15 protein-coding genes are annotated in these 22006 nt (G+C 67.0%); 13 read left to right on the top strand and 2 right to left on the bottom strand.

The features are described from left to right. Positions 1-145 precede the first annotated feature (145 nt). The 6 genes from DM480_RS12780 (at position 146) to DM480_RS17955 (ending at position 7945) form a co-directional block, all read left to right on the top strand. Complete coding sequence (locus DM480_RS12780; RefSeq protein ID WP_115379580.1) at positions 146-3187, top strand: TonB-dependent receptor; 3042 nt, start codon at positions 146-148, stop codon at positions 3185-3187. 115 nt (positions 3188-3302) lie between these two features. Then, positions 3303-4028, top strand: a complete 726-nt coding sequence (locus tag DM480_RS12775) for a SapC family protein (protein WP_115379578.1) — start codon at positions 3303-3305, stop codon at positions 4026-4028. Then, the gene (locus DM480_RS12770) at positions 4021-5052 is read left to right on the top strand and encodes a cupin-like domain-containing protein (RefSeq protein ID WP_115379576.1); all 1032 of its coding nucleotides are present in this window, start codon (positions 4021-4023) and stop codon (positions 5050-5052) included. The genes DM480_RS12775 and DM480_RS12770 overlap by 8 nt, the downstream gene beginning before the upstream one ends. After that, positions 5049-6542, top strand: a complete 1494-nt coding sequence (locus DM480_RS12765) for a tryptophan halogenase family protein (RefSeq protein ID WP_115379574.1) — start codon at positions 5049-5051, stop codon at positions 6540-6542. The genes DM480_RS12770 and DM480_RS12765 overlap by 4 nt, the downstream gene beginning before the upstream one ends. Continuing rightward, positions 6542-7597 (top strand): LacI family DNA-binding transcriptional regulator, encoded by a 1056-nt coding sequence (locus tag DM480_RS12760; RefSeq protein WP_198665830.1) that lies wholly within the window; start codon positions 6542-6544, stop codon positions 7595-7597. Before DM480_RS12765 ends, DM480_RS12760 begins: the two co-directional genes overlap by 1 nt. Positions 7598-7663: 66 nt before the next feature. Continuing rightward, positions 7664-7945 carry a hypothetical protein gene (locus tag DM480_RS17955; protein ID WP_125471530.1) on the top strand — a complete coding sequence of 94 codons (282 nt, stop codon included), beginning with the start codon at positions 7664-7666 and terminating at the stop codon, positions 7943-7945. Between the two features lie 85 nt (positions 7946-8030). Here DM480_RS17955 and DM480_RS12755 read toward each other — a convergent pair whose 3' ends face one another. Then, positions 8031-9683, bottom strand: coding sequence for a tyrosinase family protein (locus DM480_RS12755; RefSeq protein WP_115379570.1), 1653 nt, complete (start codon positions 9681-9683; stop codon positions 8031-8033). 233 nt (positions 9684-9916) lie between these two features. Beyond that, positions 9917-10165, bottom strand: coding sequence for a hypothetical protein (locus DM480_RS12750; protein WP_115379568.1), 249 nt, complete (start codon positions 10163-10165; stop codon positions 9917-9919). Positions 10166-10250: 85 nt separating this feature from the next. On the opposite strand from DM480_RS12750, the gene DM480_RS12745 reads away from it, so the two are divergent. The 7 genes from DM480_RS12745 to DM480_RS12715 all read left to right on the top strand — a co-directional run bounded on the left by DM480_RS12745 (position 10251) and on the right by DM480_RS12715 (position 22004). After that, a complete protein-coding gene (locus DM480_RS12745; RefSeq protein ID WP_115379566.1) occupies positions 10251-11864 on the top strand; it encodes an NAD(P)/FAD-dependent oxidoreductase in 1614 nt (537 codons plus the stop codon). Continuing rightward, positions 11861-12400, top strand: a complete 540-nt coding sequence (locus DM480_RS12740; RefSeq protein ID WP_115379564.1) for a pseudouridine synthase — start codon at positions 11861-11863, stop codon at positions 12398-12400. The genes DM480_RS12745 and DM480_RS12740 overlap by 4 nt, the downstream gene beginning before the upstream one ends. Further along, positions 12397-12750 (top strand): reverse transcriptase-like protein, encoded by a 354-nt coding sequence (locus DM480_RS12735; protein ID WP_232833995.1) that lies wholly within the window; start codon positions 12397-12399, stop codon positions 12748-12750. The genes DM480_RS12740 and DM480_RS12735 overlap by 4 nt, the downstream gene beginning before the upstream one ends. 71 nt (positions 12751-12821) lie before the next feature. Next, positions 12822-15185 (top strand): hypothetical protein, encoded by a 2364-nt coding sequence (locus DM480_RS12730; RefSeq protein WP_115379560.1) that lies wholly within the window; start codon positions 12822-12824, stop codon positions 15183-15185. Between the two features lie 197 nt (positions 15186-15382). Next, positions 15383-17740 (top strand): glycoside hydrolase family 127 protein, encoded by a 2358-nt coding sequence (locus DM480_RS12725; protein WP_115379558.1) that lies wholly within the window; start codon positions 15383-15385, stop codon positions 17738-17740. Beyond that, the gene (locus DM480_RS12720; protein ID WP_115379556.1) at positions 17740-19080 is read left to right on the top strand and encodes a glycoside hydrolase family 27 protein; all 1341 of its coding nucleotides are present in this window, start codon (positions 17740-17742) and stop codon (positions 19078-19080) included. The genes DM480_RS12725 and DM480_RS12720 overlap by 1 nt, the downstream gene beginning before the upstream one ends. A 128-nt stretch (positions 19081-19208) precedes the next feature. Beyond that, positions 19209-22004, top strand: coding sequence for a TonB-dependent receptor (locus tag DM480_RS12715; protein WP_115379554.1), 2796 nt, complete (start codon positions 19209-19211; stop codon positions 22002-22004). Positions 22005-22006 lie beyond the last annotated feature (2 nt).

Genomic DNA, 22006 nt, shown 5'->3' with positions numbered 1-22006 from the left:
GCATTTCTGCCATCCTGTCCAGAGAACGTTCACAACCGAAGATTGCAAAGCGCCACAGCATCTTGACACTCCGCCGACTTTGCATGAGTGAACGTTCCCAAGGAGCGCGGCAACAACCGCGCCCGTATCTATTGGGGAGGATCTCATGCGCAGCGTCCGTGCTCGCCTGCTTTCGAATTTCGCTATCGGCGTTTCCACCGCCGCCCTCATCGTGCCGGCACTCGCCAGCGCGCAGGATGCGGCCGCCACCGTCGGCCAGACCGGCCCGTCGCAGACGCAGTCGCCGCCGAGTGCCACCGGCGACGTCGGCCAAGGCGACGGCGATATCGTCGTCACCGGCATCCGCGCCTCCTTGCGCGAATCGATCGACCTCAAGCGCAACGCGCAGGGCATCGTCGATGCGATCAGCGCGGAGGATATGGGCAAGTTCCCCGACACCAACCTCGCCGAATCGCTGCAGCGCATCACCGGCGTGTCGATCGACCGGTCGAACGGCGAAGGCCAGTTCGTCACCGTTCGCGGCTTCGGCCCCGAATATAACCTCGTCACGCTGAACGGCCGCCAGATGCCGACATCGACGATCGGCGACGGCAACAGCGCACCGGGGTCGCGATCGTTCGATTTCGCCAACATCGCGTCCGAAGGCGTCGCCGCGCTCGAAGTCTACAAGTCGGGCCGCGCCAGCGTGCCGTCGGGCGGCATCGGCTCGACGATCAACATCCGCACCCCCCGCCCCTTCGACAAGCCGGGCCTGCGCGGCTCGATCGCGGCGCGCGGCGTCGTCGACACGTCGCAGAACGGGCACAAGGACATCACGCCCGAAGTGTCGGGCATCATTTCCGATACCTTTGCCGACGACAAGATCGGCATCCTGATCACCGGCGCGTACCAGCGCCGCAACTTCAGCGCGAACCAGGTCAATATCGGCTGGCGCGATGGCTATCTCGGTAACGAGAACAACTGGGGTTCGCTCGCCCAGCCGGGCGACCCGCGCTACGCCAACATCACCAATCATCCGAAGGCGACCGACGTCTACCAGGTGCCGCAGAATGGCGGCTATGACGTCGTCAATGGCCGGCGCGAGCGCATCAACGGCCAGGCGGTGCTGCAATTCCGCCCGATCGACAGCGTCACCGCGACGGTCGACTATACCTATTCGCGCAACACGATCGACATTCGCGACAACAGCGTCGGCATCTGGTACAACCATAACGACACGGTCAGCGCATGGACCGACGGCCCCGTCGCGGGCCCGATCTTCTACACCGAGCGGTTCGGCGCGGGCGAAGGCAAGGACCTCGCCTATTCCGCCTCGCAGACCGCTGTGCGCAACGAGAACAAGTCGCTGGGCGGCAACATCGTCTGGGATGCGCCGGGCGGCGTGACGATGACGCTCGACGCGCATCATTCCACCGCGGAATCGAAGCCGAACAGCCCTTATGGCAACAGCAATTCGGTCGGCACCGCGGTGTTCGGCATCCAGAACCAGACGATCAACTTCGACCACGACCTGCCGGTCATCTCGTACAACATGTACCCCGGCATCGATCCGCTGAACGCGGCGAACATCGTGCCGACGGGCAACGCCTTCCGCAATTCCTACTTCCGCGACGAGATCAACCAGGTGCAGGTGCGCGGCCATTACGACAATGGCCACGGTTTCATGGACAGCCTGGACTGGGGCCTGGAATATACCGACAACAAGGTGCGCTCCGCCTACAGCGTGTTGCAGAACGACACCTGGGGCGGCACCGGCGGCGATAGCGCGGCGCAGCGTGCGGCGGCAGCGGCGCTGCTGCCCGACAGCCTTTTCAAGCTGACGAGCATTCCCGACAAATTCTCCGGGATCAGCGGCGCGAACGATCCCAATATCATCAAGTCGTTCTACAGCTTCGACCTGCCCAGCGTCGTCAAGCTGCTCGACCAGGCGTACAAGATCTGCGGCGGCAACGGCCAGTGCCTGATCCCGTACAACACGGACTCGCGCGTCCGCGAAAAGACGATGTCGTCCTTCTTCCAGTTCAACGGCAAGTTCGACGCCTTCTCGCGCGAGGGTCACCTCATCGCGGGCGTGCGGTACGAGAATACCGATGTTTCCGCGTCTGCGCTGGTGCCGACGCCGGTCGGCGCGCGCCAGAATTCGCAGAACGAGTTCAACGTTCTGTATCAGGGCAGCGGCTTCACCACCTTCAAGGGCAGCTATCATAACTGGCTACCGTCGGTGGACTTCGACATCTCGCCGCTGGAGAACGTCAAGCTGCGCGCCTCGTACAGCCACACGATCACCCGCGCCGATTACGGCAGCCTGCAGGGCGGGCGTCGCATCGACCAGTTGTTCCGCGTCGGCGGCGGCACGGGCGGCGTCGGCAACCCGAACCTTATCCCCTACAAGTCCAAGAACATCGATCTGTCGGCCGAATGGTATTACACCAAGGACAGCTACATCTCGGTCGGCTATTTCCACAAGGACGTGGCGAACTACATCGGCCAGACGCAGGTCAACACGACGATTCCCGGCATCACGACGCCCTATAACGGTCCGCGCTACCAGGCCGCCGTCGCCGCGCTCACCGCGGCGGGCCGGGATCTGACCTTTGCCAACATCCGCGATTACATCGGCGCCAATTATCCGACGACGGTGACGCGCGACGCCAACGGCAACCCGGTCACGATCATCGCGCAGCCGAACGATCCTCTGGTGAACTTCGTCATCTCGACGCCGTTCAACAGCAACCAGACCGCGGCGGTCGACGGCTTCGAATTCGCGATCCAGCACAATTTCTGGAACACCGGCTTCGGCACGATCCTCAACTACACGATCGTCAACGGCAACCGGAACTACGACAACAAACTGCCCGCCAGCGTGTCGCAGTTCGCGATCACCGGCCTGTCGGACAGCGCGAACGCGGTGCTGTTCTTCGACAAATACGGCATCAACGCGCGGGCCGCCTACAACTGGCGCAAGGGGTATCTGGCGGGTGCGGGCATCAACCCGTATTACATCAACACCTATGGCCAGCTCGACGCGAGTGCGAGCTATGCGATCACGCCGAAGGTCACGATCTTTGCGGAAGGGATCAACCTGCTCGGCGAGAATCGCAGCGGGCATTTGCGCTCGGACCGCAACATCGCCTTCGTGACGAAGCAGGACGCGCGCTATTCCGCGGGCGTGCGCTTCACCTTCTGACCGGGTGAGGCGAAGAGCCGGCCCTTCCGACGTGCGGGAGGGCTGGCTTTTTGCGCGGCGGGGCGGCACGCCTGTCCCGTCCGCTCCAGATGTCCCCGCACGAGAGTTGCCCGTGATGACCAGCCAGCACGCGATCCTGACGGCAGAGGCGCATCGCGACCTGCGCATCCGCACCGCGCGCGACGCGGCGCTGGGCGATGCGCAGATGTGCTGCATCACCGTCCCCACCGAATTTCGGGCCGTGCAGGCCGAATACGCCATTCTGTTCCGTCTGAACGACACCCGCGATCGCTTCACCGCGCTCGCGATGTTCGGGTTCGAGAATGGCGAGAACCTGTATCTCGATCACGGCCGTTGGGACGCGCGCTATCGCCCGCTCGCCGTCGACATCCAGCCGTTCCTGATCGGCGGCGGTCCCGACGACGACGGCGCCAAGCAGGTGCACGTCGACCTCGCCTCCCCTCGGATCGCGCGCGACGACCAGGAGGGGGCGCGCGTCTTCGACGAACTCGGCCAGCCGACCGCCTATCTGGAGCGGATCGCGGAACAACTCGGCGCGCTCGACGAGGGCTATCGCATGTCCGCGGCTTTCTTCGCGGCGTTGCAGCGGTACGATCTTCTCGAACCCTTCACGCTGGAGGTGACGCTGGACGACGGGTCGACCAACCGGCTCGTCGGCTTCCATGTCATCGACGAGGACCGGCTTGCCGCGCTCGACGGGGCCGCGCTCGCGGAGCTCAACGCCGCGGGCTATCTGATGCCGTTGTACATGGCGGTCGCCTCGCTCGCGCACCTCGGCGGGCTGGTCGCGCGGCGCAATCGCCGGATCGCGCATGGCTGAGGCCGATCCGGGGCCGCTCGCCGGGCTCGCCGCCGTCGCGGAGGTGACCGTCGCCGACGCCGCCGCGCTCGACGCGATGCTGCGCGGCGCAGACCGGCCGTTCGTTGTCCGCGGCCTTGCCGGCGACTGGCCGCTGGTGCAGGCGGGACGACAATCGGCGGAGGCGGCGCGCGACTATCTGCTGCGCCATCACCGCGACCGGCCGTTCACCGTCTCCGTCGGCCAGCCGGGCAGCGGCGGCCGGCTGTTCTACGACGATGCGATGGCAATGAACTTCCGCACCTTCGATGCGAAGCTGCCGGAGATTTTCGCGCGCATCGCCGCCTTTGCCGGGCATCCCGATGCACCCGCGGTCTATCTCGCCTCGATCGACGTGCACCAGTTCTTCGACGGGCTGCACGCGGCGAACCACATCGACCTCGGCGACCGGGAATGCCTCGCCAGCATCTGGATGGGTACGCGCACGCGGATTGCTGCGCACAATGACGTGCCGCATAATCTCGCGGTCGTCGCGGTCGGCCGGCGGCGGTTCACGCTGTTCCCGCGCGACCAGTTCCGCAATCTCTATCTGGGCCCGGTCGACAATACGCCCGCGGGACGCGCGGTCAGCATGGTCGATTTCCACGCACCCGATTTGTCGCGCCACCCCCGCTTCATCGAGGCGATGGCGCATGGCCAGATGGTGGAGATGGCGCCCGGCGACGCGCTCTACATTCCTGCCCTGTGGTGGCACCATGTCGAGGGGCTGGAGGATTTCAACGTCCTCATGAACTATTGGTGGCGCGAGACGCCGCGCTGGCTGGGCCAGCCGCAGGAGGCGCTCAACCACGCCCTGATGGCGATCCGCGATCTGCCCCCTGATCAGAAGGCGCACTGGCGCGACATGTTCGATTATTACGTGTTCGGCAACGACGACCAGGTGACCGCGCACATTCCCGAGGGCGGGCGCGGGGTGCTCGACCCGATGACGCCGGAACTGGCGGCGCGGCTGCGCGGCTATCTGCTCCGGGCGCTCAGCCGATGAACGCGGTCACGCCCCGGCGCATCGTCGTCGCCGGCGGGGGCACCGCCGGCTGGATGGCGGCCGCCGCGCTGATGCGCACGCTCGGCCGGACCGCGACCGTGACCCTGGTCGAATCCGATGCGATCGGCACCGTCGGCGTCGGCGAATCGACGATCCCGCCGCTCATCACCTTCAACCGGCTGCTCGGCATCAACGAGGCCGAATTCATGGCCGCGACGCAGGCGACGTTCAAGCTCGGCATCCAGTTCGACGGCTGGAAGGGCCCCGAAGACCGCTATTTCCACGCCTTTGGCCTGACGGGCAAAGACCATTGGGCGGCCGGCTTCCAGCATTTCTGGCTGGAGGGGCAGGTGCGCGGCCACCACCAGTCCTACGACGACTATTGCCTCGAACTGATCGCCGCGCGCGAGGGCAGGTTCGCGCACCTGCCCGACGACCGGATGAGCTACGCCTATCAGCTCGATTCGACGCTCTACGGCCGCTTCCTGCGCCGCATGGCGGAGGGCGACGGCGCGACGAGGATCGAGGGCAGGATCGCCGACGTCGACCTCGATGCGCAAAGCGGCGACATCGCCGCGCTCGTGCTCGACGACGGGCGAAGGGTCGAGGGCGACCTGTTCCTCGACTGTACCGGCTTTCGCGCGCTGCTGATCGAGCGCGCGCTGCACGTCGGTTACGACGACTGGACGCATTGGCTGCCGTGCGATGCGGCGATCGCGGTGCAGACGCAGAGCGTCCGCCCCCCCGTGCCTTACACCCGCGCGATGGCGCACGGTGCCGGCTGGCAATGGCGCATCCCGCTGCAGCATCGCGTCGGCAACGGCATCGTCTATTGCAGCCGCTACCTTAACCAAGATGCGGCGCTCGCCCAGCTGCTCGGCAACGTCGAGGGCACGGTGCTGACCGAGCCCAACCGCATCCGCTTCGTCACTGGCGCGCGGCGCAAACAATGGTATCGCAACTGCATCGCGGTCGGCCTCGCGGGCGGATTCATGGAGCCGCTGGAATCGACCAGCATCCACCTGATCCAGCGCGCGATCCTGCGCCTGATCCGTCTGCTGCCCGCCGCCGGCCCGATCTCGCCGCACGACATTGCCGAATTCAACGACCAGCAACTGACCGACATGGATCAGATCCGCGACTTCCTGATCCTTCATTACAAAGTCACCGAGCGGCGCGATTCACCCTTCTGGCGGCAGTGCGCCGCGATGGAGATCCCCGACAGTCTCGCGCAGAAGATCGGCCTGTTCCGCGAGACGGGACGCGTGTTTCGCCGCAACGACGAACTGTTCGCCGAAAACAGTTGGATCCAGGTGATGCTGGGTCAGGGGATCGTGCCCGAGGCGCACCACCCGATCGCGGCGAAACTGCCCGACGAGGAACTGGCGCGGTTTCTCACGGGCCTGCGCGATCAGGTGGCGACGACGGTGCGCACGCTGCCGGCGCACGCCGCCTATGTCGCGCATTATTGCGCCGCGGCGGCGGCCTGATGGCGCGGCGCAGGCAGGCGGTCACCATCCGCCACGTCGCCGCCGACGCGGGCGTCTCGCTCCAGACGGTCAGCCGCGTCATCAACAAGGAACCCAACGTCCGGCCCGAGATGATGGCGCGCGTGCAGGCGTCGATCGACAAGCTCGGCTACGTCCCTTCGATCGCGGCGCAGCGGATGGGCGGATCGCGCTCCTACCTCATCATCGCGCTCAACGACCGCGACCGCACGATCGCCGACTGGCGCAACCGCCAGGGCACCGACTGGGTCGACCAGATGATGCTGGGCGGCATGCTAACCTGTGCGGAGCACGGCTATCGCCTGATCGTCGAGCTGGTCGATACGCACAGCGACCATATCACGCGCGAACTGACCGCCGCGATCGCCGCGCTGCAGCCCGACGGCGTCATCCTCACCCCGCCGCATTCCGACAATCCGCTGATCACCGGATTGCTCGTCGCGCAGGGGATCAGCTTCGCGCGGATCGGATCGCCCAAACCCGGCCCCGGCTTCGCGGTGACGATGGACGATGCCGAGGCGGCACGGATCGCGACGCACCATCTCGTCACGCTCGGCCATAGCCGCATCGGCTTCATCGCAGGCCCGGCGGAGTATGAACTCAGCGACTGGCGCATCGCGGGCTGGCGCGCGGCGATGGACGCGGCGGGCCATGCCACCGACGCGCTGCTGCGCCGCGGCGACTTCGGCTATGCCTCCGGCCGGGAAGCCGCGACCGACCTGCTCGCCGCGCCGCAGCCGCCCACCGCGATCATCGCCAGCAACGACCAGATGGCGCTCGCGACGATGGAGGTCGCGCGCGAGCGCGGCCGGTCCGTCCCGCGCGACCTGTCCGTGGTCAGCTTCGACGACACCCCCATCGTTCGCTTCGTCCGCCCCCCGCTTACCGCCATCGTCCAGCCGATCGCCGAAATGACTGCACGCGCGGTGGAACTGGTGATAGCGGAAAAAGCCGGGCGAGAGACGTCCGGCGCGCCGATCGTCTTTCCGGCGGCATTGGTGGTGCGCGGATCAACGGATCGGGTTGCCGAAGGCTGAGGAGGCGACGGGTAGCTTTCGCCGCAAAAGCGGACTTTCAGGAACGTCATCCGGAAGGGCCTCTATGTGAGCGTGATCCTTCCGTTTTCCCGTCTTCTTCAGGCGATCCTGCAAAGAAACCACTCAGCCACGCTCTCTGCGGGCAATCCTGCCGCGATCAACGCAGCATGCGCTTTGTCAATTTCGACCAGACCAATCGGCGTTCGGACTGCAGATGGAAACGGCATTCTGCAAAATGAGTCAAACGAGCTAATGACCGACGGGTATTTCCTACGCCGCCTCTCCTCCGATCCTTTCGCTCAATGCTGCCGCGAACAGGCAGCTTTAGATCTGCGGCACCAGAAATGAAATCCCACTCGTGATTGTTAAATCCGATCGACGATTGTTGCGGAACAATACACCAGACCTGTGGTTCGCCGACGCACGGAAGCGGTTAGCCGCCATCAATGACCACGGCTTCAACAGGGATCTCTGCCGGGGCCATCGTCATCAAATGAGCGTCCGACGTCCCCGCCGGGGCCATGGCGCTGAAGCGCAGCGTCCGTTTCGCACTCAAGCTGCCGCGGGTGCGCAATTGACCGAGCGCCGAGCCAAACGGCAACGAAAAGGTCAGGCGACCATGCCCCATGCTATGCCCAAACATGGCGACTTGCCCAATCTCGATCGGTCCACGCCCGTCACCAGCATCAACCATCACCGGAAATGCTTGGCCGCGCGGAGCATGGGGAAGCGAAAGCGTCACGGTCACGACCGCGGTCTCGATATAGCCGGGGCTTGCCAGCGTAACGAGATCCGGGACGACGGGCACGGTGTTGGCCAACTCCCGTTGCGTCGTGCTCAACATGCCGTGCGCCGCCTGACCAACGATCCGGATCGTCCGCCGCGGAGCGGCCGCACGCAGTGCCATCGTGGTGACGCCCGTCGTCCCGGGCTGATAGTCGTAGTCAAAGGCGCCTATGGTCGCAAAGTCACCCGCTTTGGCCTGTGGAAGCGGCTTGCCGGTTTCGTCGCAGAAAAAGAGGAACGGCTCGGCAGACCAACTCGCCAGATCGCTGCCTGTCGGAAGCGTCGGAAGCTTCGCTAAAACCTGGCCCTCGGTCCAGGCGGTCCACAGCCGGTCGAGGTTACTGTGATGAAGGAAGAAGAGAGGATCGACCGGCGAAAGATTGGCCTGCATGAAACCGCCGGTATTTGACGTCATGCTGCACGAACCCTTCGTGTCGGTGTAAACGACGCCGCCCACATTGTTATGCACCTTGTTGTGCGGCTGCCCCTCGATCACCGCAAAGCCCGCCATATCGCTGTGATGCGCCGCACGCGGGCTGGAGAAGAAGTTGCCGGAAATCGGCGTCGTCGGTGCCGCCGTATAGGCTCTGGCTGCCATGCCCGCGGCGATCGTCTGTCGGGACACGGCCTTGCTTGCCAGGCAGTCCAACTGCGCAACCGGATTGCGGACATCGGGCGCGGCTGCGTTAGGAAAGAAGGAGGTCATCGACGGATCGCGCAGCTGGGCCCACAATACGTTTGTGTCCGGAATGCCGCGATAGATCAGCTGTTGGTGCTGCGCTGAACCCTTCGTGAAATAACCGGACTTGGCGATCGGATCGGTGAAGGTGTCGATGAACGTTTGCAGGTCGCCGATGAAGGCGGGGTTGGCCGGGGTAAGAATGCCCCGGGTCATCGCGGCCGGTACCGCCGGGACCGGGTCGGCGGTCCAATCCCAGTAAGGAAAGGCAAAGTTCGGATTACCCGAAAACGCTCGTACGATCCGCTCGACCAGTCCCGTATAACCCCGATGCCAAGGATAAAGCCACCAATTGCCGTGCGGGCAATCGAGGTAGTGCGTGAAGGCGATGCGATACCAGTTGCGTGGATCGGTGGGAGGCAGTTTCAGCATCGCCGCGATCGCAACGCCATACGATGCGAGCATCTGCTGCCCCTCGACGCTCGTGACATTGTAGCGCCGCCACCGGCTGGATTTGGCGGCGCTGGCCAACGATAGAGAATGCGGCAAGACGGCCGCGCCCATCAATGTGGCTCCCCCGGCCAGAATATCGCGCCGTGACGGTGTCATAGCCTTGGACATGATCAATGTTCCCCGAACGACTTTCGAACATTGATGCTGTCAAATTCCGCGCCATGCCACAGAAATCGCATTCATTTCCGATATTGTAAGTCCAGGGATCGAACATCTTGATTCGGAGCGCATCAAGAATTGCGGAGGTGTCATATTCCATTGCGATTATATCCCCGCACTCGCGCGAGAGGCCCATCCGCCTGTCCTCGCCGAACAGCGACGCTACTCCACCATTTTCAGGATCAGCCCGCTGCCGTCACGCGCAGGACAGTCACGACGACGGCGCAAGCGATCGTCATCCATCCGGATCGGCGTTGCAGCGTTTCGCTATCTTTGCGAGCGAGCCATCGCAGCCATCTGGGAACGGCGGCAATCTGATCTTCGGTCAACATAGGCGTCGACGACGCCCGCAGGATCACGAGCGAGCCGAACCCCGTCATGAACGCCGGCAAGGCCAAACCCTCGGTGGCGAAGCTGTGGAACCACTGCACGGGTCTGCTTAGCATGATTCCGCCCTGCTAACCCCACACACCTGCCCCATCGCATGCCGCGCCATCCCGCGGTAAGGCGCACGCCATGATCCGCGTGACCGAACTCAAACTGCCGCTGCACCACCCCGACGAAGCCCTGCCCGCCGCGATCATCAAGCGGCTGCGCATCACGCCGCGCGAGCTGATCCGCTTCACGATCGCGCGGCGCGGGCACGATGCGCGCGACCAGGGGGACATACAGCTCGTCTATTCGGTCGACGTCGCGGTAAAGAACGAGGGCGCGGTGCTCGCGCGGTTCCGGCGCGACCGCGACGTCGGTGTGACGCCCGACACGCGCTATCGCCCCCCCGCCCCGCCGCCTGGGGATGCAGAGCGGCCGGTGGTGATCGGCGCGGGGCCGTGCGGGCTGTTCGCCGCGCTGATCCTGGCGCAGGCGGGCTATCGTCCGATCGTGCTGGAACGCGGCAAGGTGGTGCGCGAGCGGACGAAGGACACCTGGGGCCTGTGGCGCAAGAGCGTGCTCAACCCCGAATCGAACGTCCAATATGGCGAAGGCGGCGCCGGCACGTTCTCGGACGGCAAATTGTACAGCCGGATCAAGGACCCCCGCCATCTCAATCGCAAGGTGCTGACCGAGTTCGTCAAGGCGGGTGCGCCCGAAGAGATCCTGACCGAGGCGCATCCGCACATCGGCACATTCCGCCTCGTGACGATGGTCGAGAGCCTGCGCGCGAGCATCGAGGCTCTGGGCGGCGAATATCGCTTCTCGACGCGCGTCGACGGGCTGGACGTCGCGACGGATGCCACCGGCGAACGGCGGCTGCGCGGGCTGCACCTCAACGACGGATCGTATCTGGCGGCAAGCCATGTCGTCCTCGCGATCGGCCACAGCGCGCGCGACACGTTCGCAATGCTGCAGGCGGCGGGCGTGTTCGTCGAGGCCAAGCCCTTTTCGATCGGCGTGCGCATCGAACATCCGCAAAGCTGGATCGACCGCGCGCGCTTCGGCCAGGACGCGGGCAACCGCATCCTCGGCGCGGCGGAATACCACATCTCGCATCACTGTTCGAACGGGCGCACCGTCTACAGCTTCTGCATGTGCCCCGGCGGCACCGTCGTCGCCGCGACATCGGAGGAAGGGCGCGTCGCGACCAACGGCATGAGCCAATATTCGCGCAACGAGCGCAACGCCAATTCGGGCTTCGTCGTCGCGATAGACCCAGCACGCGACTATCCGGGCGATCCGCTCGCGGGCCTCGCGCTGCAACGCGAGCTGGAGGCGCGGGCGTTCGTCGCGGGCGGATCGGACTATCGCGCGCCGGCGCAGCGCGTCGGCGACTTCCTGGCGGGGCGGCCGTCGACTGCGCTGGGCAGCGTCACCCCCTCTTATCGCCCCGGCGTGACGCCGACCGACCTTGCACAATGCCTGCCCGATTTCGCGATCGAGGCGATGCGCGAGGCGATCCCGGTGTTCGGCCGCCAGATCGCCGGATACGACCATCCCGACGTGGTGATGACGGGGGTGGAGACGCGCACCTCCTCGCCCGTCCGCTTCACGCGCGGCGACGATTTCCAGAGCCTCAACACGATCGGCCTGTTCCCCGCGGGCGAGGGTGCTGGGTACGCCGGCGGTATCCTGTCCGCTGCGGTCGACGGGATCAAGGTGGCGGAGGCGGTCGCCGCGAGCATGGCGGCATGACGCTCGTCCTGTTCAACAAGCCCTATGACGTGCTCAGCCAGTTCACCGATCGCGGATCGCCGACGACGCGCGCGACCTTGTCCGATTACGTCGCGGTGCCCAACGTCTATCCCGCCGGGCGGCTCGACCGCGACAGCGAGGGATTGCTGCTGCTGACCGACGACGGACGGCTGCAGGCGCGGATCGCCGATCCGAAGTTCAAGCTGTCCAAGACCTATCTGGTGCAGGTGGAGGGGGAGCCCGACGAAGCGGCGCTCGCCGCGCTGCGACACGGCGTGATGCTGAAGGACGGGCCGACGCGTCCCGCCGACGTGACGCAGATCGACGATCCGGCCCTGTGGCCGCGCGATCCGCCGATCCGTTATCGCGCGAGCATTCCCGACCGCTGGCTGCGCCTGACCATCCGCGAAGGCCGCAACCGGCAGGTGCGGCGGATGACCGCGGCGGTCGGCCACCCGACACTGCGGCTGATCCGCTGGCAGGTCGGCGACTGGACGCTCGACGGTCTTGCGCCGGGCGCATGGCGGATCGCGTGAAGCTGTTCTTCGACGGCGGCTTGCGCCCCGCGGGCATGGAGACCGCGGTCGTCGCGGCGGGGAAGAGCCACATCTGCCGCGCGCTGGGGCCGGGCACCAGCATGGAAGCGGAATGGCGCGCGCTCATCGCCGCCGCGACGCTGGCGCAGGCGGAGGGTTGGGACGATGCCGTGCTGCTCGGCGACGCCGCCGCGGTGATCGCGCAGGCGACGGGCAAGGTCCGCTGCCCGCCCGCGTACCGGGCGCATCGCGACGCGCTGCACGGCATGGGTGGCCGCTGGCGCATCCGCTACGTCAAGCGGACACAGAATCTCGCCGGCATCGCGCTCGCCCGACTGCACGCGCGCTGAGCCTCCCGCGCGACCGTTTTGTCATGATCCCGCCATGGCCCTGCCCCGGTTCGGCGGGTAAAGACGCGACCATGGCCCGCCCGATCGTTCGCGTCCTTGCCGCCGTCGCCCTGTTCGCCGCACCCGCCGACCTCCCGGCGCAGGGCAACGGCTTCGACCTCGCCGGCCCCGACGTCTCGGTCGTCGTCCATCGCGGCGACCGCGCGCTGCCGCTGTCGGCGGTGCCCTCGCTGCAACCCGGCGACCGGCTCGTCGCCCGCGCGATGCTGCCCGCGGACCAGGCGGCGCATTACGTGCTGATGATCGCCTTCCTGCGCGGCGCGACCAATCCGCCACCCAAGGACTGGTTCTACGCGGTCGAAAGCTGGAAGCGGAAGAAAGACACGCTCGACATCGCGGTGCCGGAGGGCGCGCGTCAGGCGGTGCTGCTGCTCGCGCCCGAAGCCGGCGGCGGTTTCGACGCGGTGCGGGGCGCTGTGCGCGGGCGGCCCGGCGTGTTCGTGCGCGCGGCGCAGGACCTGTATCAGGCATCGCTCGACCGCGCACGACTGGATACGTTCGTCACCGCGATCGGCCGGATCGGCGACAGCGACCCGGACCGGCTGGGCAAGGCGGCGCCGACGCTGGCCAGCATGCTGCGCATCAAGTTCAACGCGGATTGTCTGGCGCGCCCGCGCGACCAGCAGGCGGAATGCCTGACGCAGAATCGCGACGACCTGGTGCTCAACGCGCAGCGCGGCGCGACGCTGACCGATACGCTGACCGGCGCGCCGGTCGACCTCGCCTATCAGGTCGCGGCGACGCCGGAGGGCGGCGCGGGCTATTACAGCCCGTATATCGGCCTCATCCGCGACGTCGCGAAGCTGTTCGGCGCGTTTCGCAGCGCGCAATATCAATATCTGCCGACGATGGCGCTGGGCCGCGGCGACCGCACGCATCTGCTGCTCAACAGCGCGCCGTCGTTCCAGAATCCCCGATCGGTGCTGGTCGCGCCGCTGCCGCCGATCGGCGCGGCGCCCGCGCCGGTGTGGCGCGCGGCATCCCCTGCTCCCGTCTGTCTCGCGCGCGCCGATGCAGTGCTGCCCGTCGACGATGCCTCATTGCTGTTCGCCACCGACTATGCGCGCGACCTTCGCCTGCATGTCGTCGGTGAGAGCGGGCGCAGCGCCGACCTGCCGATCGTGTCCGATGCCGAGCATGGCGGCGTGCGCCTTGCCCCCGGAACGCCCATGCCCGCGGTGGGTGCGATCCGGCAGGCGGTGCTGCAAGGAAACTGGGGGTTCGACCCGTTCACCGGCCCGCGCCTGCCGGTGCAAGTCGACGGCGACGGCCGCTGGACCCCGACGCCCGATGCCGCGGTCGTCGTCGGCCGCGATCAGCCGCTGGCACTGGTCGGCACCGCGCCCGCCTGCGTGTCCGGCCTCACGATGACCCTGCCTGGCGGCGAGACGCGGGCGCTGACGTGGAAGGTCGCTGCGCCCGACCGGATCGAAACCGATCTGCCCCTGGCGGGCGTCAAGCCCGGCGCGATCACGCTGGCGGTAAGCCGCTACGGCGCCACCACCACCACCGATGTCGCGCTGACCGCACGCGGCGAGGCGAGCCGGCTCGATCGCTTCACGATCCACGCCGGTGACCGTGACGGCGTGCTCGGGGGCGCGCGGCTGGACCAGGTCGTCGGGCTCGATCTCGGCGGCCAGCGTTTCACCGCCGGTGCGCTGACGCGCGGCGACAAAGGCGACCGGCTGACCCTGGCGAGCGACACGCCCGCGGTCGCCGGCGATACGCCGAGCGCGATCGTCCACCTGCGCGACGGGCGCAAGGCGAGCGTCGCCGTCACGATCGCCCCGCCCCGCCCGGTCGCGACGATCGTCCATCGTGCCGCGACCCTCGCCGCGCCGCAGGGCGCACTGGCGATGACGTTGCCGCCGGCGTTGGTCCCGGTCGACGGGACGCTGGCGGTGTCGTTCCGGATCGCCGGCGGGGCGGCACCCGTCGACGCGGTCGAGATCGCATCCGACGATGCGACCGCCACGCTGACCGCCGCGTCGGGCGCGTTGCAGCGCGTCGAGGGCGATATCCTCGTCGCGCGTTTCGTGCCGCGCGACCTGCTGGGGCCCGCCACCACGGGCGCACTGCGCTATCGCGTCCGCGCGGGCGAGGCCATCGGCGACTGGCAGCCGCTGGCGCGCACCGTGCGCCTGCCCGTCCTCACCCGCCTCAATTGTCCCGCGGCGAACGGCGACTGCACGCTTGCCGGGCGCGACCTGTTCCTGATCGCTGCGCTCGGCGACACGCCCGACCTTATGAAGGCGATCGCCCTGCCGCCCGGCTTCGTCGGCGATGCGATCCCGCTGCCGCGCCCGTCGGGGCATATCCTCTACCTGCGACTGCGCGACGCGCCGGAGACGGTGGTCGCGACAACTATACCGTGAAATCGGGACGAAATGCGCACTGGCAGCAAGCCTTAGGGTCTTGTCTGATTTATGGTGATGACACCCGGTCCCGTGCGCCCTTTCATCCGCTCCCCCCCCCGTTGACGCGCTGATAACGTAACTATAGTCTGACATAATAGGCGCGGTAGCTCGGAACGGATCGTCCGGCGCGGGCGGCCCGAGTGAGGAGAGGTCGCATGTTGGCGTGGACGCGTCGAAGGCTCCTTGCCGGGGCCGGCCTGGCCACGATCGGCACGCCCGTACTGGCGGCATGGCCTGCGCCGAACACGCGCCGGGTCGAACCGGTACCGGCCCGCCACGTCCGTCTCACTCCCTCGCCCTTCGCCGACGCCTTCGCCGCCAACCGTCGTTACCTGCTCGCGCTCGCTCCCGAACGCCTGCTGCACAATTTCTACGTCTCGGCCGGGCTGACCCCGCCCAAGCCACGCTATGGCGGGTGGGAGGCGCAGGGGATCGCCGGGCACAGCCTGGGCCACTGGCTCTCCGCCTGCGCGCTGACGATCGCCAATACGGGCGACGCGGCGGTCGCGGCAACGCTCGACCATGCGCTCGCCGAGATGGCGCGGATTCAGGCCGCGCATGGCGACGGATATTGCGGCGGGACCACAGTGGACCGCGACGGCCGCTCGATCGACGGCAAGATCATCTTCGAGGAGATCCGCCGCGGCGACATCCGCACGCAGGGCTTCGACCTCAACGACGGGTGGGTGCCGCTGTATACCTGGCACAAGGTGCATGCCGGGCTGCTCGACGCGCACCGGCTCGCGGGCAATCCGCGTGCGATGCCGGTGCTCATCGGGCTGGCGACCTATCTGGCCGGCGTCCTCGAACCGCTCAGCGACGCGCAGATGCAGCAGGTGCTGCGCGCCGAACACGGCGGTCTCAACGAAAGCTATGCCGAAACCTATGCGCTGACCGGCGATGCCCGCTGGCTGCGTCTCGCGGAGAAGATCAGACACAAGGCCGTGCTCGACCCGCTCGCCGATGGCCGCGACCAGCTCGCCGGGCTGCATGCCAACACGCAGATTCCCAAGGTGATCGGCCTTGCGCGCCTGTACGAACTGACCGATGCTCCGCGCCAGGCGGCCGCGGCGCGCTTCTTCCACGCGGCGGTGACCCGGCATCACAGCTACGTCATCGGCGGCAACTCCGATCGCGAGCATTTCGGCCCGCGGGACCAACTGTCCCCGCATATCACCGATGCGACGTGCGAAGCGTGCAACAGCTACAATATGCTCAAGCTGACGCGGCATCTGTACAGTTGGGACACGGATGCGCGCTGGTTCGATTATTACGAACGGGTCCAGCTCAACCACATCCTCGCGCATCAGAACCCCGACACCGGCCGCTTCGTCTATTTCATGCCGCTCGCCGCCGGGGCGCGGCGCGTCTATTCCAGCGCGGAGGACAGCTTCTGGTGCTGCGTCGGATCCGGCATGGAAAGCCACGCCAAGCACGCCGATTCCATCTGGTGGGCGGATGCGGCGACGCTGTACCTTAACCTCTATATCCCGAGCGAGCTCGACTGGCCCGAACGGGGTATCGCGGCGCGGCTCGACACCGGCATGCCGCACATCGGTGAGGCGACGCTGACCATCCGCCGCGCGCCGATGCGCGCGACCGCGATCGCGCTGCGCTTGCCGGAATGGGCGCAGGGGCCGACGCTGACGGTCAACGGTACGCCCGCAGTCGCGACGATGCGCAACGGTTATGCCGTGATCGCGCGGCGCTGGCGGGCGGGCGACACCGTCCGCCTGACATTGCCGATGCGCCTGACCGCCGAAGCGACGCCGGACGATCCGTCGATCGTCGCCTTCGTCAACGGCCCCCTGGTGCTCGCGGCAGACCTGGCGCCGCAATCGGCGCCCTTCGACGGGCTGGGGCCGGCGCTGCTGTCGGATGGACCGGCGACCGCGGCACTGACCCGTAACGGCACGCCGCACGGCTTCACCGCGCGCGGCGCGCTGGGCGAACAGCTGGCGTTCCGGCCGTTCTATTCGCAATGGAATCGGCGCGCTGCAGTCTACCTGCCCACCTTCACCGCCGCCGCCTGGACGACGGCGCGCGCAGGCTATGTGCGCGAGCAGGCGGAACGACAGATGCTGGCGCGCCGCACCGTCGACACACTGTACCTCGGCGAGATGCAGCCCGAACGCGACCATGACGTCGCGCCCGGCAGCAGCGAGGCCGTGAACTGGAACGGCCGCTCTGCCCGCCACATCCGGGCGGGCGACACGCTGTCGCTGTCGCTCGCGCGTCGCCCCGGCACCGCAATGGTCCGGCTGCTGGTCTGGGGGCGCGACACCGATCGCGCCGTGTCGATCAGCGCGGACGGCACGCCGATCGGCAGCGTGAGCTATGCCGGTCCGCCGGTCGACCGCTTCGTCGCGATCGACCACCCGCTGCCGCCCGTCGGCGAACAGGGCAAGGCGCGCGCCACGATCGACCTCACCGCGACGCGCGGCGACGCCGTCGTCTACGAAATCCGTATGCTGACCGCAGACGATGCGGCCCCGTCGAAGGAACACGCCTGATGACCCCGCCATCGCGCCGTACGGTGCTGGGCGCCGCGGCCGCCCTTCCCGCAATTTCCGCCGTCGCGGGCGGCGCGTCGGCTGCCGCTGGCCCGGCACTCGCGCCGACACCGCCGATGGGATGGAACAGTTGGAACAGCTTCGCGGTGACGATCACGGAGGCTGAGGCGCGCGAGACCGCGGCGATCATGGCGCGCGTGCTCCGCCCGGCGGGCTACGACATCTTCACGATCGACCACCAATGGTATGATCCGCGCGCCAGGGGTTACCAGTATAACGACGACATCGTGCCGGTGATGGACGGCTTCGGCCGGTTCCAGCCCGACCCGGTGCGCTTCCCGTCCGCCACCGACGGCACCGGCTTCACCCGCATCGCGCGCGACGTCCACGCGATAGGCCTGCGTTTCGGCATCCATCGCATGCGCGGCATTCCTCGCGCCGCGGTGAAAGCCAACCTGCCCGTCTTCGGCACGCCCTATCGCGCGCGCGACATCGCCGACACGTCGAGCACCTGCTCGTGGAACGTCGACATGTACGGCGTCGACATGACCAAGCCAGGCGCGCAGGCCTATTACGACGGCGTCTTCGCCGAATATGCGCGCTGGGGCGTCGATTTCGTCAAGGTCGACGACCTCAGCCGCCCCTATGACACGCATGCGCCGGAGATCGAGGGGATCGCCCGCGCGATCGCACGCTGCGGCCGGCCGATGCTCCTCAGCATGTCGCCCGGCGAGACGCCGGTGGTGCGCGGCGACCACGCCCGCCGCCACGCGCATATTTGGCGCATCTCCGACGATTTCTGGGACGACTGGGCGTTGCTAGAGGCGCAGTTCGTCCGGCTGGAGAACTGGAACCCCTATATGGGCGACGGCCGCTGGCCGGATGCGGACATGCTGCCGCTGGGGCGACTCGCGATGGGCGCGCGCGACACGCGCTTCACCCCTGACGAACAGCGCACGCTGATGACCCTGTGGTCGATCGCCCGCTCGCCGCTGATCATGGGCGGCGATCTGCGGCATCTCGACGATGCGACGATCGCACTGCTCACCAACCCCGAAGTGATCGCGGTCAACCAGGCGTCTCGCGAAAACCGCCCGCATTTCGTTGCCGATTCGACGCGGATCTGGTCGGCGAAGGCGGTAAACGGCGATACCTATCTGGCGCTGTTCAACATCGGCAAGGAGGCGCGCGATGTCGTCCTGCCTCTGGCGATGGTCGGCCTTCGGGGCGCCGGGGTCCGCGACCTTTGGGCGCGACGCGACGACGGTGCAACGGGCGGCCGGTTCGCCCGTCGCATCGCGCCGCACGGCGCGGGCCTCTACCGCCTGTCGCCCCGCTGAGGACGCCGACCCGATTCGGCTAAAAGCTCGATAACCGACCTTTCCGTCGCGCGGTTAACGCGTCCTTGAGCATTTGCGCCGCACATCCCGACCCCGACACATAGCCAACCAGGGGTGGGACGACATCGATGCGTAATTGGGGGTATCTGCTGGCCGCAACGGCATGCGCGGCAATCGTTGCACCGGCGGGCGCGCAGGGGCTGCGCGGCACGTTGCCGTCGGGCAAGGAAGCGGACAAGAATGCCGACAAGGCGAGCGCGGACGCGCCGTCGAAGAACACGTCCGACATCATCGTCACCGCGACGCGCCGTTCCGAACGCCTGTCGAACGTGCCGATCGCGGTCAGCGCCTATGGCACCGCCGCGCTGCAGAATTCGGGCGCGACCGACATCCGCCAGATGGCGCAGCTCGCGCCGTCGCTGATCGTCTCGTCGACCGGATCGGAAGCCAATGCCACGGCGCGGCTGCGCGGCATCGGCACGGTCGGCGACAACCCTGGCCTCGAAAGCTCAGTCGCGGTGTTCATCGACGGCGTCTATCGCAGCCGCACGGGCTCGGGCCTCAACGATCTGGGCGAGGTCGACCGGATCGAGGTGCTGCGCGGGCCGCAGGGCACGCTGTCGGGGCGCAATTCGTCGGCGGGCGCGATCAGCATCTACACCAAATATCCCTCGTTCGACTTCGGCGGCTATGGCGAGGCGAGCTACGGCAATTACAACGCCGTCCGTCTGGCGGGTGCACTGACCGGACCGATCATCAAGGACACGCTCGCCTTTCGCCTCGACGGCGTGTTCGGCAAGCGTGACGGCTTCTACCACGATGTCGTCAACAACACCGACTATAACGACCGCAACCGATACTTCGTCCGCGGCCAGCTGTTCTTCAAGCCGTCGTCGACCTTCTCGGTCCGCCTGATCGGCGATTACACCTGGCGCAACGAAAAGTGCTGCGGCGCGGTCTATATCGACACGCGCGAGAAGCTCGACCCGACGCCCGGCGTCCCCGGCGACTTCACGATCAACCCGAACGGCAACCGCATCGTCCAGATCCTGCAGAGCCTGGGCGGCGTGCTGCCGAGCGACGGCAATCCGTACAACCGCCAGATCGCCAACACGCCGGGCCGCGCCTATGCCAACGTGACGAAGGATTACGGCGGCTCGGCACGCATCGGCTGGAACATCGGCCAGACGCAGCTCATCTCGATCACCGCCTATCGCGAATACAAGTCGGGCGGCGCGGCGGACATCGATTATAGCAACGTCGACATCGGCTATCGCCCCGACGACGGCAATGCCTATCGCCAGTTCCACACCTTCACGCAGGAAACGCGGCTCAGCGGCGGTCTGTTCAATAACAAACTCGACTGGCTGATCGGCGGCTATTACGCGCACGAGGACCTGATCGTCGCCGACAACCTGAAGTTCGGATCGCAATATGGCGCCTTCGCGGCGTGCCGCATCGTCGCCACGATCAACCCGCTCGCCGCGCTGCGTGATCCGACCAAGCCGGGCTGTCTCGGCACCACCCCGCTCGCCGCGCTGGGCGGGGCGACCGGCCGACAGGCGGTCGGCGCGGGGCTCGGCGCTGCGGCGGCGTTCCTCTTGCCGGGCATCGACCGGCTGAGCACGGTCAACACCGTCGGCTCGATCCGCGACACCTACGACCAGACGAGCGAAAACTACGCCTTTTTCACGCACAACATCTTCCGCATCACGGATACGCTGAGCATCACCGGCGGCCTGCGCTACACCAACGAGCACAAGTCGTTGAACGCCAGCTTCAACAACAACAATACCGTCTGCCCGGCGCAGCAGGCCGCGCTCAGCCCGCTGCTCGCCAGCGCGGCGGTGCCCGCGGCGCTCAAGCCGCTGATCGGCGGGATCATCACGCTGACCTGCACGGGCAATTCGACGTCCGCGCTGACCGGCGTCCCGATCAAGGACTCGATCCGCGAGGGCCAGTTCACCGGCACGTCGGTGCTGTCGTGGAAGCCCGTGCCCAGCACGTTGCTCTACGCCTCCTACGCGCGCGGGTATAAAGCGGGCGGCTATAACCTCGACCGGTCCGATCTGTCGGCGACCGTGTTCGCGACGCCGACCGCGTCGAGCGCCAGCAACCTGCGCTTCGACCCGGAAACGGTGCAGGCGTTCGAGGTCGGCGTGAAATATGCGACGCCGAAATTCACCGCGAACCTCGCCGCCTTCCGTTCGGCGTTCAAGAACTTCCAGCTCAACACGTTCAACGGCACCAACTATATCGTCCAGAACATCGGATCGTGCAGCACGTCGCTGAACGGCGCGGACCAGGACGATTCCGCCTCCACCGGCGCCTGCACGGGCAAGGTCAAGGCGGGCGTCGTCACGCAGGGGTTCGAGCTGGAGGCGGGTGCCTATCCGACCCCCGATCTCGCCTTCAATCTCGGCTACACCTACGCCCACACGCAATATCGTAACAATCTGGTCGGCAGCGATTCGGGGGAGGCGCTCAACAACGCGCTCTTTCTGCTGCCGGGCAGCCAGATGTCGAACGCGCCGCGTCACACGGTGACGTCCTCGGCGACGTTCACGCCGCGGGTCGGCACGAACGGTCTGACCGCCCTGTTCTACGTCGATGGCCGCATGACCAGCGATTACAACACCGGCTCCGACCTGTTCGCCGAGAAGATCCAGGACGGCTACGTCCTCGTCAATGCGCGCATCGGTATCCGCGGCCGCGATCAGCATTGGGCGATCGAGTTCTGGGGACAGAATATTCTCGATACCAACTACCAACAGGTCGCCTTTGCCGCACCGTTCCAGGGCGCGGGCAGCCTGTCGCAGGTCCAGCGTTTCGGTTCGCCTACCTATGCGGCCGGCAACGCGCTCTTCGCCTCGTTCCTCGCCGAACCGCGGACCTATGGCGTGACGCTGCGCTCGCGCTTCTGATC

The organism is Sphingomonas sp. FARSPH (genome assembly GCF_003355005.1).
Classification (GTDB): Bacteria; Pseudomonadota; Alphaproteobacteria; order Sphingomonadales; family Sphingomonadaceae; genus Sphingomonas.
The sequence above is the reverse complement of the archived record's forward strand: the minus strand, read 5'-3'. Positions and strand labels throughout refer to the sequence as shown.